Annotated in this window: 11 protein-coding genes and 1 tRNA gene; 6 read left to right on the plus strand and 6 right to left on the minus strand. The window is 63.1% G+C overall.

Features of this window, described 5'->3' with window-relative positions:
- Positions 1-785: 785 nt before the first annotated feature.
- The 4 genes from QOU61_RS23250 (at position 786) to QOU61_RS23265 (ending at position 4087) form a co-directional block, all read left to right on the plus strand.
- A complete protein-coding gene (locus tag QOU61_RS23250; RefSeq protein WP_289653530.1) occupies positions 786-1967 on the plus strand; it encodes a site-specific integrase in 1182 nt (393 codons plus the stop codon).
- Positions 1968-2078: 111 nt separating this feature from the next.
- A tRNA-Gln gene (locus QOU61_RS23255) sits at positions 2079-2152 on the plus strand.
- A 168-nt stretch (positions 2153-2320) separates the two neighbouring features.
- Complete coding sequence (locus QOU61_RS23260; protein ID WP_289653531.1) at positions 2321-2887, plus strand: methyltransferase domain-containing protein; 567 nt, start codon at positions 2321-2323, stop codon at positions 2885-2887.
- A 33-nt stretch (positions 2888-2920) separates the two neighbouring features.
- On the plus strand, positions 2921-4087 hold the full coding sequence (locus QOU61_RS23265; protein ID WP_289653532.1) for a hypothetical protein: 1167 nt from the start codon (positions 2921-2923) through the stop codon (positions 4085-4087).
- A gap of 60 nt (positions 4088-4147) precedes the next feature.
- On the opposite strand, the gene QOU61_RS23270 is transcribed toward QOU61_RS23265, so the two are convergent.
- The 3 genes from QOU61_RS23270 to QOU61_RS23280 form a co-directional block, all read right to left on the minus strand.
- Positions 4148-5029 carry an alpha/beta fold hydrolase gene (locus QOU61_RS23270; protein WP_289653533.1) on the minus strand — a complete coding sequence of 294 codons (882 nt, stop codon included), beginning with the start codon at positions 5027-5029 and terminating at the stop codon, positions 4148-4150.
- 89 nt (positions 5030-5118) lie between these two features.
- Positions 5119-5850, minus strand: a complete 732-nt coding sequence (gene mddA, locus QOU61_RS23275) for a methanethiol S-methyltransferase (protein WP_289653534.1) — start codon at positions 5848-5850, stop codon at positions 5119-5121.
- A 41-nt stretch (positions 5851-5891) separates the two neighbouring features.
- The gene (locus QOU61_RS23280; protein WP_289653535.1) at positions 5892-6728 is read right to left on the minus strand and encodes a class I SAM-dependent methyltransferase; all 837 of its coding nucleotides are present in this window, start codon (positions 6726-6728) and stop codon (positions 5892-5894) included.
- A gap of 150 nt (positions 6729-6878) precedes the next feature.
- Between QOU61_RS23280 and QOU61_RS23285 the strand changes: the two genes are divergently transcribed.
- Together QOU61_RS23285 and QOU61_RS23290 are read left to right on the plus strand one after the other, a co-directional pair.
- Positions 6879-8447, plus strand: a complete 1569-nt coding sequence (locus QOU61_RS23285; protein WP_289653536.1) for a winged helix-turn-helix domain-containing protein — start codon at positions 6879-6881, stop codon at positions 8445-8447.
- 184 nt (positions 8448-8631) lie between these two features.
- Positions 8632-8901, plus strand: a complete 270-nt coding sequence (locus QOU61_RS23290) for a DUF1127 domain-containing protein (RefSeq protein ID WP_289653537.1) — start codon at positions 8632-8634, stop codon at positions 8899-8901.
- Between the two features lie 477 nt (positions 8902-9378).
- Here the strand turns inward: QOU61_RS23290 and QOU61_RS23295 are convergent, their stop codons facing one another.
- The 3 genes from QOU61_RS23295 to QOU61_RS23305 all read right to left on the minus strand — a co-directional run bounded on the left by QOU61_RS23295 (position 9379) and on the right by QOU61_RS23305 (position 13343).
- Entirely contained in the window at positions 9379-9597 is a 219-nt protein-coding gene (locus QOU61_RS23295) for a hypothetical protein (RefSeq protein ID WP_289653538.1), read from the minus strand.
- 75 nt (positions 9598-9672) lie between these two features.
- The gene (locus tag QOU61_RS23300) at positions 9673-11199 is read right to left on the minus strand and encodes an indolepyruvate oxidoreductase subunit beta family protein (RefSeq protein WP_289653539.1); all 1527 of its coding nucleotides are present in this window, start codon (positions 11197-11199) and stop codon (positions 9673-9675) included.
- Entirely contained in the window at positions 11196-13343 is a 2148-nt protein-coding gene (locus tag QOU61_RS23305; RefSeq protein ID WP_289653540.1) for a thiamine pyrophosphate-dependent enzyme, read from the minus strand. Before QOU61_RS23305 ends, QOU61_RS23300 begins: the two co-directional genes overlap by 4 nt.
- Between the last annotated feature and the right edge of the window lie 8 nt (positions 13344-13351).

The following is a 13351-nucleotide window of genomic DNA, read 5'->3' on the forward strand; positions in this document are numbered from 1 at the left end:
GAATAAGGAGTCCGCCGTGACTTCGTGCTTTCGAATGAATGGGTCCGAGCTCGCCGTGCTCGCGCATTAAGCTTATTGCGAGCCGACTGAATCACTTAACTGCCGGCTGCACTTTGTGGACCGCTACGAGTTCGTGCGCGCTGTCACGCGGCTTCTCGCCCGGCGGGCTTGATCCTGAGAACTCAAACTCAAGTCAACGAAAAATGATCGTCGTCATCTCTTTCGATCTTATTGGACAAAAGGGATCTTTCGCCATTCCAACCATCTCATAACACGTCCCAAGTTTTCTCTCCTTTCAGTGGAGTGAATGCTTGGCGCCGTGATTGAATGAACTAAGAGATGCACAGGTTAATGGAAGACGGAAGTTCACGTCGCGAAAGGCCAGAACGTGACCCATGGGGCGAACCTCGAACATTGATCTATTTTCTCGAAGTTGAGCGTGTGAGATTCCGGATCTCGGTTTTCGAAATCAAGTGCGACATGAACCATCACGGGTGCGACGACAATGACGGTACGAAAGTCTGAGAATCTGCTTCGCGGCGATCGAACCCCGTCCTATGTCGACCGGGAGACTGGCGCAGCCGAATTGCTGATTTCGACAGACACATGGGATCAATGGGTGAAGGAAGGCCGCCTGCCCCCACCGTACGACACGTTCCCTTCGGGCACTCCCCGCTGGCGCTGGGAAGACGTAGACCGTAAACTCTCCGGCCGGACGGTATCGGACACCACCGATGCGGCCATGCATGGAGCGTTGAGATTTGGCCAGAAAAAGGGAAACCGGCGTGGCGCTGCCTGAAGGGGTAGAGACCAAAACCATCCGCAAAAAAAGCGGAAAGGCCTACACCTACTATTATTGGAATCCCGGACGAAACACCGACCGCGAGGGCGAGCGGATCAAATTGCCCGATGCGGTCAAGCATCCGGCACGGTTTTTCGCCGAAGTCGAGCGGCGCCGGAACTCGACTCCTACCAGCTATCCGGCCGGCTCGATCGGCGATCTCATCACCCGATACCGCGCAAGCGACGAATTCAAACGGCTCTCCGAAGGCACACAATCTAATTACGAAGTGCACATGCGCCGCTTCGAGGCGCACGATACTTGGGGCATGGTGGCGGTTCGCGACCTGGCGCCGATCACGGTCCAGACCGCACGCGACGCAATGAAAGAAACCGCGGTGATGGCAAACCAGATGCTGTCGGTCGGCCGCACTATCTGGGATTGGGCGATTCCGCTTGACCTCGCCAAATTCAATCCGTTCGACAAGGTGAGAGACTTCGACATCCCGGACCGCGGGCATGTGCCGTGGCCGTCATGGGTGATCGACTATGTCCGAACGCAAGCTTGGCCGGATCTGGTCCGCATGATGCGGCTCGGCGTGATGACCTGCCAGCGCGGCAGCGATCTCATCAGGATGGGGCCCGAGCACCGCGACCGCAACGGCCTCTGGTGTCGACCGCTCAAGACCAGAAAGCGCCGCAGGTCCTTTCACATTCCCCTCGCGGCCGCCGACGCGCTCGAGATCGACCAGTGGGCCGAGACGCCGGTGACCTTCACGAATTCACGCTGGCTGAAGCCGATCGATCGCTTCCGCGAAGACCTTTACCTTTATTCGCCGAAGGGCGCGCAATACACCGCTGACGGCCTGCGCGCGCGTTGGGGTCGCTGGCTTGCCGACACCCCGGAAGGCCGGGAGATATGTCGCCGCTGGAAAGAATGGGTCGTCGCCCAGGTCAAGAAGTACGATTGGGACATAGAGCCCGACGACGCTGACCATCCGACCATCCACGGCCTGCGCGGCACCGGCATCCTGGCGCGCGCCCAGCAAGCCTACGAGGTCGACCAGATCGCCAACGACATCGGCATGTCCAGGCAGAACGTCGAGCACTACATGCGCTTCAAGGATCAGATGCAGGTCGCGGCCCAAGGGCAAAAGCGGCTTCGGCTGGTCTCGAAGGAGGACTAGACCGCGAACGTTTGGACGGCTATATCACCGCTGCCAGACGCCTGATTTGGAAAACTCCTTGGCGATCTTGGAAAACTTCCGAAAAAAGCGCTGTCAAATCAGCTACTTCGGTGGGGAATGGTGTAACGGTAGCACAACAGACTCTGACTCTGTTTGTCTTGGTTCGAATCCAGGTTCCCCAGCCAGCTACCCGGCCCGATCAGAAATTCTGATTGTTGCCCGAATTTTTTTGCGGACGCAGGGCAGTGTCGGTCATCGATCAGGAATATTACAAGTCGGTACCGCCAGGCAGCCTGGCCGAACGACTTCTTCTAATCGCCAGGGACCGCATATTTCGAGATTTCACGTCTCATATGCATCCCTCCGCGGAGGACCAGATCCTCGACGTTGGCGTCTCCGACGTGATCAACGACGGCGCGAACGCGCTCGAAAGAAGCTATCCCCATCAGGAAAAAATCACGGCATGCGGCCTGGGCGCAGGCATCGAATTCAAGGCCGCCTTCCCGCTCTGCCGCTACGTCCAGATCGAGCCCAACACCCGCCTGCCTTTTGCGGACAATTCATTCGACGTCGCGACGTCGAATGCCGTCCTCGAACACGTCGGCAGTCATGACAATCAAATGCTGTTCGTCAAAGAGCTCTGCCGCGTTGCGCGCCGCGTATTCATAACCGTGCCCAACAAGTTTTTTCCGGTCGAGCATCATACGGCGCTGCCGCTGCTCCACTATCACAGCGGCGCCTTCCGCGTTGCGTGCCGGATCACCGGAAAATCGGAATGGGCGCAGGAAGAGAACCTGATTCTGATGACGCGAAAGCGGCTATGGCGGCTTGCTTCGCCAATCGCCAGGCACGCAGCGGTCGGCCACACCGGCTTGATGCTCGGGCCGCTATCATCCAACCTGTACCTTGCGCTCGACTAGAATCCCCCCCCTCACGCTTCCAGGCGCAAGATGATGGCAAAAACGAACAACAACGCGCTCAAGGCCGTCTTCGCGTTCCTGTGTCTTGCAGTGCTGGCCAGCCAGTTGTGGGCGATGTCGCGATGGAACGAGACGCGTGGCGTCTACGACGACATCTGCTACCTGCGGCAGGCGCACCTGTTCCAGAGGTTCGGGCTTGCGGGCCTGGAGACCGACATCTCCCACGACGACGATCATTATCTGACCTCGAAGCTGAAGGAGATCGGCTACCCCGGCTGGAGCAACGCGGCGACAGCGCCCTGTCACATGCAGATGCAGCGAACAGGAAAGCTGGTGATCCAGTACCCGCCGGGCGTCGGAATGGTGCTGGCGCTGTTCCCGCAAGGTCGCCAGGTCATCCCGATGTACATGCTGGCGACGGTCGCCATGTTCGGCTTTGCGTTACTAGCCATCTTTCTCGCGCGGACGGCGTCTTCGACCATTCTCGCAGGCGTGTTTGGCTGCCTTGTGATCTACATGATGATCAATCCGGCGAAGGCAAGCTATTCGATGGCGCCGACCATGGTCGTATGCGCGCTCGCAGGTTTTCTCACGGCGCGATGGCTTGCCGGGCCGCAACGCGATGCGAGAATCGGACTGATCGTCGCGGTGGGCTTCCTGCTCGGCCTTACCGTCAACTTCAGGGTAGCGAACCTGGTCCTGGCTTCAGGCTATTTCCTGCTCTTCCTTGTTTCGTTCCTCGCATCCCGCAAGGCGCTGCCGTTCCTGCAAGGCGCGCTCTTTACGGCATCGTTCGTCGTTGGCATGGCACCAACCCTGATTTCCAACGCGATCAACGCCGGCAGCCCGTTCGTCTCGACCTATGGCAACAATCCGGAGGTCCAGCCATTCCACCCTTCAATCGCGGTGATTTCGCAGTATTTCACTGATCCGATGCAGGTCGGCCTGGTCGCCGTCGCGATCGCCGCAACGATCTATTTGCTGAGCCGAGGAGACGGCGTCAGGCGCGTGGTGCTGGTGACGGCGGTGAATCTCGCACTGAATGTCGCTTTCTTCCTGACCTATTCGGTGGCGACGCCGTACTACATGATCCCGATTGCCATGCTTTCGCTGTGGAGCCTGTTGTTCGCCTTCCTCATGCAGGAAACGCAAACGGCGGAGGATGCCGTTGGCTGGCAGGCCGCACGTGCCGCATCCTGATCGAACGGCTTTGCGTTGCCGCCCCTCAGGAATCCGGGCACGCGCGGATGATGCAAGAGATCAGTCGCTCTGACAGGCCGTGAACATGGCCTCGACCGATCCGTCCCCTGCTTCAGGCCCCGATGCGAGCGACACCCCGGCAAGATCGTCAGCGCGCATGATGTGCGCGGCGATCAGGGGATTCACGCGGCTGGCATGGGTGAGCGGCAGCATGTGGCCGGCCGCGGGGAAGTGATGCGCTTCGGCTCCAGCAATGATCGAGGCAAGCCGGCCGACGATGCGCTGGGTCAGGTAAGGCGACAGGCCTCCCGACAACAACAGCGTCGGGACGCCAATGGCGGATGCGGCGGACGTGACATTCTCTTCGCCAAGCGCCGCGGCGAAATCGTAGGCGACTTTCCCGACACGCTCGATCATGCGCAGACGCGCGTCCTCGGGAATCGCTTCGGCGGGGGCCGATCCATTCCAATAGGCCATGAACCTGTCGATCGCTTCCGTCTCCATGCCGTTCCACAGATCGGCGGAAACGTCGCGCGCCAACCGGGCAAACAGGTCATGCAGCCGGCGGTCCGCGGCGTTCTCCTTGAGCAAGGTCGGCACCACCGGCTCGATCAGCGTAAGGCTGCGCACGCGGCCGGCAAACGGTGACGCCGTCGCCATCCTGAAAGCGATCGCGCCGCCATAGGAATGGCCGACGAGATGCAGCGGTCCTTTCGCTTCGCTCACGAATTCGCCGAGATGCGCGACTTCGCCGGCGAGGGTCGTCGGCCAATCCGTCGACCCGCGATGGCAACCGTAACCGGAGATGTCGGGAGCAAGAACCCGATAGCGGGCGGCAAGCGTCTCGGTCAGCCTGGCCCATTGCCGGCCTGAGCCAAGCGAGCAATGCAAGGCTATGACACAGCTTTGCTGATTTCCCGTCGGAAACGCTGAAATTGTCATCGGACCATTCCCAATTGTGCTTCGGCATCTGCAAAGCGATGGTGGAGGCGTCGAGCGTCGCTGCGGATCGGCGAGGTTTCGCGGCGCGATCAGGCCGATCTGCGCCACGGCACCAGCATCGACACCCGCTGCCGGTAGCGGCGATAGTCGTCGCCGAACTGGCTCACGAGGTCGCGTTCCTCGAGCATGATGCCGATGAGGATGTACGCGGTCGTCACTGCGGCAAACAGCAGATGCCCCGCGGTCATGTGCGGCGTGGCCCAGAACGCGATGATGAAGCCGAGATAGATCGGGTGCCGCACGAAATTGTAGAGCAGCGGCGTGCGGAATCGCGCCGCCGGCATCTCGCGGCCAACCAGATGGTTCGCGACCTGATGCAGTCCGAACAGCTCGAAATGATTGATCAGGAACGTGCTGGTCAGCACGATCAGCCAGCCAAGCAGCGACAATCCGGTCAGCAGGCCGCCGATCATGGGATCGTCGAGGTGCCACACCACGGCCGGGATCGGCCGCCACTGCCAGCAGAGCAGCGCTAGCGCCGCGGTAGCAAACAGCACATAGGTGCTGCGCTCGACGGACTTCGGCACGAACCGCGTCCACCACTGCTTGAATTGCGGACGCGCCATCACGCTGTGCTGGATCGCGAACAACGACATCAGCAGAAGATTGACGATCAGCGCTTCCGTCGTCGGCGCCGGCCGGCCGACGTCGATCGTCCGCGGGACGGCCACGTTGCCGACAAAGCCGACCGCGTAGAGAAAGGTGGCGAAGAAGAAGGCGTAGGAAGCAATTCCGTAAACAAGCGCAATGATCCTGCTCATCAAAAAACTCCGGGTTGAAAATATGCTTGACGAAAGTCCCCTCACCGCCTGGCGATCACCACCTCGAGATATTCGCTCGGCACCACCATGGTGGTGTCGCCGGACCTGTTCATGCGCACGATCAGCGCGTGCAGGTCGTCGCGGAGGTTTTGCTGGCCGGCCGGGTCCAGTGCGGCGAACGCCTTCAGCACAGGACCGTAGAAGGTCCTGAACACGTCCAGGAAATGGTCCGGCGAGCGGTAGCGGAAGTTGAACCGCTTCGGCTCGGCCCTGATGGAACGCGCCTCGTGGCCGAACATTTCCTCAAGCGCGGCGTGCGTGCCCCACAATGCCGGCGACCGGGCGCCGGCCGGCGGCGGCAGATACTTGCCGAGGGTCTTGAAGACCTGCCCGATAAAACCCTCCGGCGTCCAGTTGGCGAGGCCGATGCGGCCGCCGGGTTTGCAGACGCGCAGCAATTCGGAGGCCGCCGTCGCCTGGTTGGGCGTGAACATGACGCCGAAGGTGGAAACGACCACGTCGAACGCGGCTGCATCGAACGGCAGGCATTCGGCGTCCGCCTCCATGAATTCGATCGAGAGCCGCTCCGCAGTTGCGCGCTCCCGTGCGCATTCGAGCAGCGCCGGAACATAGTCGGTCGACGTGACGTCGCACCACCGCCGCGCGGCCGCGAGGCTGGCCATGCCGTTGCCGGCAGCGACGTCCAGCACGCTGGAACCGGAACGCAGATCGAGCGCTTCGCAAAGTTCCTCGCCGACGATCTGCAGCGTGGTGCCGACGATGGCGTAGTTGCCCGACGACCAGGCGGCCTGTTGCCGGATCTTGAGTGCGGCAAGATCCGGTGTGACGGTTTGTCGCGCGGTGCTCGTGGTCGCCATGGGCCTCTCCTGTGCGGATTGCAGCGCGGCTATGCTGCGATGAACCGAACATGGCGCTGCACGGACCTAAAGACTTGGAGGCGAGCGTGATTTTGCCTTCGGAAATGCTTGATTTTTTCCCCAGGGCGACCAACGGCGGATTTTCGGCGAGTGAGATTTATCTTTGAAAATCATGCGCTTGACGTCGGACGACGGGAGCTGATCTGCGCCGGCGAAGACATCCCGCTCGAGCCGCAGGTTTTTGACCTGCTGCTCTACCTGCTCGAGAATCGCGATCGGGTCGTCGGCAAGGACGAACTGTTCGAGAAGGTGTGGGACGGCCGCATCGTCTCGGAGTCGACCCTGACGAGCCGCATCAACGCGGTGCGGAGAGCGATCAGGGACACAGGCAAGGATCAGCGTCTGCTGCGCACCGTTGCGCGCAAGGGCTTTCGTTTTGTCGCCAACGTCCAAGTCGATCGGCCGGCGGCGGTGCTACAATCCGCATCCCATCTGGTCGAGGGCGCGCCGGAGCGACTGGCGCTTCCGGCGTTCGATCGTACCGCGATCGCGGTACTGCCCTTCACCAACATGAGTGACGCGGTCGAGCAGGACTATTTTTCCGACGGCATCAGCGAAGACATCATCATGGCGCTGTCGAAGCTGCGCTGGTTCTACGTGATCGCCCGCAACTCCTCGTTCGTCTACAAGGGCAAATCGGTTCACCTGAAGCAGATCGGCGACGAGCTTGGCGTCGCCTATGTGGTCGAGGGCAGCGTCCGGAAGGACGGCGAGCGCGTGCGCATTACGGCGCAGCTGGTCGACGTCTCAACAGGCAGCCATATCTGGGCGGAGCGCTACGATCGCGCCCTGGCCGACGTTTTCGCCGTGCAGGACGAGATCACCCAGGCCATCGTTGCCGCAATCGAGCCGCAGCTTTATGCCGCGGAAAACTTCCGCGCCCGGCGCAAGGCACCGGACAGCACGGACGCCTGGGATCTCGTGATGCGCGCCCTGTCGCATTACTGGCGCGTCACGCGCCAGGACAACATGGTTGCCCAGGCGCTGCTCGAGAAAGCCATCACCATCGATCCGCAATACGGGCAGGCCCTCGGCGTGCTCGCCGCCAGTCATATCTTCAGTGCCCATATGGGATGGGAAGACATGGCGAAGGCGCTGCCGGTCGCCGAGCGCGCGGCGCTCGCGGCCATTCACGCCGACACCGAGGACGCCTGGGCACATTGCGCGCTGGCGAGTGTCTATCTGTTCACCCGGCGTTTCGACGACTGCCTCGCGGAATTCGAGCTGGCGTTGACGCTCAATCCCAGCTTCTCGCTAGCGCGCGGCTACTACGGCGTTGCGCTCGCCTATTGCGGACGCTGGGAGGAAGGCGACCGCGCGGCGCGCCATGCGTTGCGCCTAAGCCCGCGCGACCCCTTTGCCGCGATCTACTGCGGTGTCGCCTCCTACAGCCAGTTCGTCGGCTGCAACTACGAGGAGGCCATCGATCTCGCGCGCGAGGCGCTGCGTCTGCGCCCCGATTTCGTCGGCGCCCACCGCGTGCTGACCGCTGCGGCCGCGATGAGCGAACAACCGGAGCTGGCGGCCGCGGCGCTGGAAGCCCTGCGCCGCGTCCAGCCGACGCTGTCGCTCTCCTGGCTGGCCAGCGAGATGCCGTTCAAACGCGATGCCGAGCGCGAGCAATACCTGGAAGCGTTCCGGCGGGCGGGGCTTCGATAGCTGCCTCCGAATGGAGGGTCATGAAGGCTCGCGCGCCGGCGCCAGCCAAGGCCGCTTCGCGGCAATCCTCCGCGAAGATATTTCAAGCTTTTCTGGACGATAAATCGTTGGTCTCTGAAAGTCTTCGCCAGCGGCAGCGTGCATCCTGCACAAAGGGGAGCTGCACCGCAGAAGGTAGAAGACGATGACCTTATTGAGTGACCCTTACAGTTATTCGGGTACGACATACATTTTGAAGACGATCCGCGCTGCCGGCCGCGCGCTGTCCCGGCTCATCAACGGATGGATTGCAGCCATCATCGCGCAGCGCGAATATCAGGCCGGCCAAGCTGCCCTGCGACGCCTCGGCGACCGGGAGCTGAGAGACATCGGCATCTATCGCGGCGAGATCGATTGCGGCTTGCCGGACGCTGCCAAGACGCGGGAACTGATGCAGAACAAGCATCTTCCCTAACGAGCGGCGTGTCTCCTGGCGAAGAGGCCCGGCGATGGAGGAGTCTCCAGAACCGCGGTGACGGGGTCGGAAACGAGCCCGTCACCGCTCGACCGTGGCGCAGGATCAGTTGGCGGCTGCCTGACCACAAGTTCACGCCTCTCCAAAGTAGCCGGAACCGGATTTTCCTGGGCCAGCCGCAACGCCTGCTGCTCCGTTCGGCGCAAGCGCCAGCTCTCCCTCAGCAAGCGGATCAGCCCCCGCCAGGAAAGCTCCAGCAACACCTCATGGTGTCTCATTCCCTTGCCGCCCTTGACCAGGCCAAGGTCCCTGATCAGGCAGTAGCGGCCACTGCTCATGCGAGCGAGTCGGGCATCCGCGAACCATTTCATGGCGCGAGGATGCACCGTGATACGGACTCGTCAATCCTTGACAGCGCGATTCGCCTGCAGATCCGGTCATCGCCGGATCTGCGCTGTTCCATCCTTGCCGGCCTCATCACCCAGGGATCGACATCGCCGCCAGCAACCGGCGCCGCAAGCCACCCAGCCAGGAGACGAGCCCCCATGCGAGCTGCGGCCCACAATCATCGCGACGGCCTTCACGGGACAGCGATGTTTCGCCCAGCCCGCCGCTCTCGCACGACACGAGTTGGTATACGGGGATTCCGACCGCCGCGGATGCGACGATGTCGTAGACCTGCTCGACCGGCTTCATGCGACCATCCTTTCGCCGGGGGCTCATTCGCTCGGGGCGAATGCCTCAGACCGCAACCGCCCGGCCCCCGCCGCGCTAGCCATGCATGATTTCGGCCAGTTTGCGTTTCAGGGCGTCGCCGCTCTCGTCCACCACGGCCGCCCTCCTCAGGGCGCCAAGCTGCGTGGCCGCGGCGCCGCGCCGCTGCAGCTCCGGCAAGGCATCCATCAATATCTCGAACTTCTTGACCGCCCGATCGTGGGTATCGCCATAGCCCTTCACCAGGCCAAGGCAGCGCGCGATTTCGACCGCTAGTGCGTAGTCCTCTGATGCGATCCTGGTGACGCGCTCCAGCCAGGATTCGTGGCGCGCGCGCTCGGCGATCCAGCGCAGCGAACGTGGACGCATCGGCTTGAGGCTCGCGATCAACGACAGCAGCAGGAAGCCCGGGATCGAACTCGTCTTCACCGTGCGCCCTTTGCGCGTCGCCCGGTCCAGCAACGCGGAAGCCCACTTGCTCCGCATCATCCAGCGGCCGATCGGCGCCGGAACGGTCTCGACGATCTCCTGCCTCCGGGGATGAAAATATTCCGCAATCTCGACGATCTCGCCGTGCTTCGCCTTGACCTCCTCGCGCACGCGATCGAAACGGGCGCGCCGGATCTTCAATTCCGCGACCCGGATCGTGTCCTCAAAGGACATGGCGAGCGCGAGCGAGCGTCCGACTTCCGTCAGGAGCTCATCGGGCTTCCCGTCGCGCGCCCGCTCGATCGTCAGGATCGGCTCCAGGCGTTGCAGGTAGAGCCTGGCATAGTTCTCGTCCTGATATTCGGTCAGGCGATCCACGCCCGCGCTGATCACCGGACGCGACAGGCTCGTCAGCCGGTCTGATATCGTCGACAGCAGTGCCGGTATCCTGCCTTCGCCCTGGGCAGCCGGCAGCGAACTGCCGGGTGACGCCGCCGGTCCGGCCGTCGCGGTCTCATATCCCGCCTTGAACGCGCGGACGCTCGGCTCGACACCGACGCCGCCGCGGCGGATCGTCGCCTCGAACGCCGAGCGCTGAAACGGCAGCGCGCCGGAGGCGGACAGCACGCCGAACATCACGGCGGTGACCAGGCTTCCCGTCATCTCGGCGATGCCGGCCATATCGAAGGCGTAAAGGCGTAACGACGACTCTTCGCTCGATTTCAGCAAGGCCTGGCTGTCGACGCGGTCATCCGCCACCGCGACGCGCTCCTGCATGGTGAAGACGCGGTGCGTGGACGTGATCAGCGTCGTGCGCTCGGGCGTGACGAGGCCGCGCGCGATGGCGCGCCCGGCTTCCATGAATTCGGAGGCGAGAACGATATCGACGTCCCCCGGCACCGGCATCAGCGCCAGCACGGGAGCCTGGGTCCTTGCCGCATTCTTCGGAAACAGCTCCACGTAATAGACCGTGGCGCCGGTGCGCTGCGCGACCCCCGGCACCGATGTCTTCTGGGCGAGGTAGCCGCCGTGCTCGGCGAGATCGACGATCCAGTCGGTCAGCACCCCGCCGCCTTCGCCGCCCATGGCGAGGATCGCAATCGTGATCGGACGGACGCGCGAGGCCCCCCTGGTGTCAAGGACCGGTGCGTTCATCGCGCCATCTCCACCCGTGCGCCTTCCATGCGCCGCTGCAGGAAGCCGATCACGCGATTGCGCAAGCGCTGCCTGAGGCGGTCCCACCACGTCGGATTGTTCACGATCGACGCCTTGTAGAACGACGGGCATAGCACCGCCGCGTGTGCGACCTCGCCGCACAACCCGCATCCGACGCAGGAATCGACGACCTTGGTGACGGGCTCCCGCCGCAACGGGTCCGGATTGGGCGCGATCGTCAAGGACGGGCAGCCGGACAGGCGGATGCAGGAGTGATCACCGGTGCAGGTGTCCGCGTCGACCCCGAAGCGCTCGCGCACGACGCGCTCGCCCCGCTTGATCGCCTCGCGCATCAAGGGCTTCTCCCGGCGCTGCTTGTTCAGCATGCATTCCGACGACGCGATGACGACCTTCGGGCCTTCAGCCTTGGTGGTCAGCGCCTCACGCAGCACGTCGCGCATGGTCGCGAGATCGTAGGTACGCGTGACATGCCTGACCCAGTTGACTCCGACGCCGCGGACCGCCTTCTCGATCGGATGCTGGGTCGAACGGGTGGCGATGTCGCCGGCGGATGACAGGACGTCCTGGCCGCCGGTCGCCGCCGCATAGCCGTTGTCGACGACCAGCACCACGCTGTCGGTCTTGTTGAAGACCTGATGGCCGACGCTGCTGACGAGCCCCGAGTGCCAGAGCCCCCCGTCGCCCAGCACGGCCACCGGGCGCTTGCCGTTCTGGCCCGACAACGGCGAGGCGCCGGCCCCGCCGAGGCCGTAGCCGACGGTCGTGTTGCCCAGGTTGAACGGCTCGAGCGCTGCGAACGTGTGGCATCCGACGTCGTTGCTGATGTGCAGCGTGCCGACCTCGCGCTGCACCAGCTTCATCGCGGTGAAGATCGGACGCTCCGGGCATCCGGTGCAGAAGGACGGCTGCCGCCCATGCACGTTCTGGCCGAGCGTATCCAGGGCCGCCGAAAGGCTCTTGTTGGTCTGCTTCGGCGGCTCGGGCGCCAGCAGATCGGGACGATGGGTTGCGCAGAAACGCTGCAGCGCCGCCTTGAGCACCCCGCCGGTATATTCGCCGGCCATCGGAAGGACCGACTTACCTTCCACCTTCGTCTGCAGGTCGGCACGCCGCAGAATGGTGTTGATCCCCTGCTCGATGAATTCGGGCTGGCCCTCCTCGATGACCAGGATCGCCTTCTTGCCCGCGCAGAAGCGGACGAACTCCTCGTCAATGAGCGGATAGGTCGCGTTCAGGACATAGAGCGGGATACGGCTGTTGCCGTAGACGTCGGCAAGCCCCGCAATCTCCATGGCGCGCAGGACGCCGTTATACATGCCGCCCTGCATGACGATGCCGACGTCGGCGGCCTCACCGTCGAAAAACTCGTTGATGCTGTTTTCCCGGATGAATTTCACTGCCGCCGGCCAGCGATGCTCGATCTTCTCCCGCTCATGGTCGTAGGTATAAGGGGGTAGCGCGTAACGGCTGACGTCGCGCACCGGCTGCTCCAGCGCATCGGCGCGCGAAAATGCCGGCTTCACATTGTCCTTGGCGGTGAAGCTGCCATAGACGTGGCAGGCCCGGATCCGAAGCTGCAGCATGACCGCCGTGTTGCTGGCCTCGGAGAGCTGGAAACCCTTCTCGACCGCCTCGACGATCGAGCGCACGTTCGGGCGCGGATCGAGCATCCAGAACTGCGATTTCATCGCGAAGGCGTGGCTGCGCTCCTGGTTGATCGAGGAGCCTTCGCCATAGTCCTCGCCGATGATGATCAGCGCGCCGCCCTTCACGCCGCCCGATGAAAGCGCGGCCAGCGCGTCGGATGCGACATTGACGCCGACCGTCGCCTTGAACGTGCAGGCGCCGCGCAGGGGATAGCTGATCGATGCCGCCAGGGCCGCCGCGGCCGATGCCTCGTTGGCGCTGGACTCGAAGCGCACGCCGAGTTCCTGCAACAGATCGTTGGCGTCATTCAGCACATCGATGAGATGCGAGACCGGCGCGCCCTGGTAGCCCGAAACATAGGAAACACCCGACTGCAGCAGGGCCTTGGTGACCGCCAGGATGGCTTCGCCGCGAAATTCCTCGCCGGCGCCGATCCTCAGTTGCTTGACCTCTTCCTTAAATGAACGCTCGGCCATTGCACCCC

The sequence above is a fragment of the Bradyrhizobium sp. NP1 genome, from assembly GCF_030378205.1.
In the GTDB taxonomy this organism is placed as follows: Bacteria; Pseudomonadota; Alphaproteobacteria; order Rhizobiales; family Xanthobacteraceae; genus Bradyrhizobium.

Excerpts from the sequence above, each read along its gene's own strand:
- QOU61_RS23260 (WP_289653531.1), top strand. The coding sequence starts at position 2,321 with ATGCATCCCTCCGCGGAGGACCAGATCCTCGACGTTGGCGTCTCCGAC.
- QOU61_RS23265 (WP_289653532.1), top strand. The coding sequence starts at position 2,921 with ATGGCAAAAACGAACAACAACGCGCTCAAGGCCGTCTTCGCGTTCCTG.
- QOU61_RS23270 (WP_289653533.1), bottom strand. The coding sequence starts at position 5,029 with ATGACAATTTCAGCGTTTCCGACGGGAAATCAGCAAAGCTGTGTCATA.
- mddA (WP_289653534.1), bottom strand. The coding sequence starts at position 5,850 with ATGAGCAGGATCATTGCGCTTGTTTACGGAATTGCTTCCTACGCCTTC.
- QOU61_RS23280 (WP_289653535.1), bottom strand. The coding sequence starts at position 6,728 with ATGGCGACCACGAGCACCGCGCGACAAACCGTCACACCGGATCTTGCC.
- QOU61_RS23290 (WP_289653537.1), top strand. The coding sequence starts at position 8,632 with ATGACCTTATTGAGTGACCCTTACAGTTATTCGGGTACGACATACATT.
- QOU61_RS23295 (WP_289653538.1), bottom strand. The coding sequence starts at position 9,597 with ATGAAGCCGGTCGAGCAGGTCTACGACATCGTCGCATCCGCGGCGGTC.
- QOU61_RS23300 (WP_289653539.1), bottom strand. The coding sequence starts at position 11,199 with ATGAACGCACCGGTCCTTGACACCAGGGGGGCCTCGCGCGTCCGTCCG.
- QOU61_RS23305 (WP_289653540.1), bottom strand. The coding sequence starts at position 13,343 with ATGGCCGAGCGTTCATTTAAGGAAGAGGTCAAGCAACTGAGGATCGGC.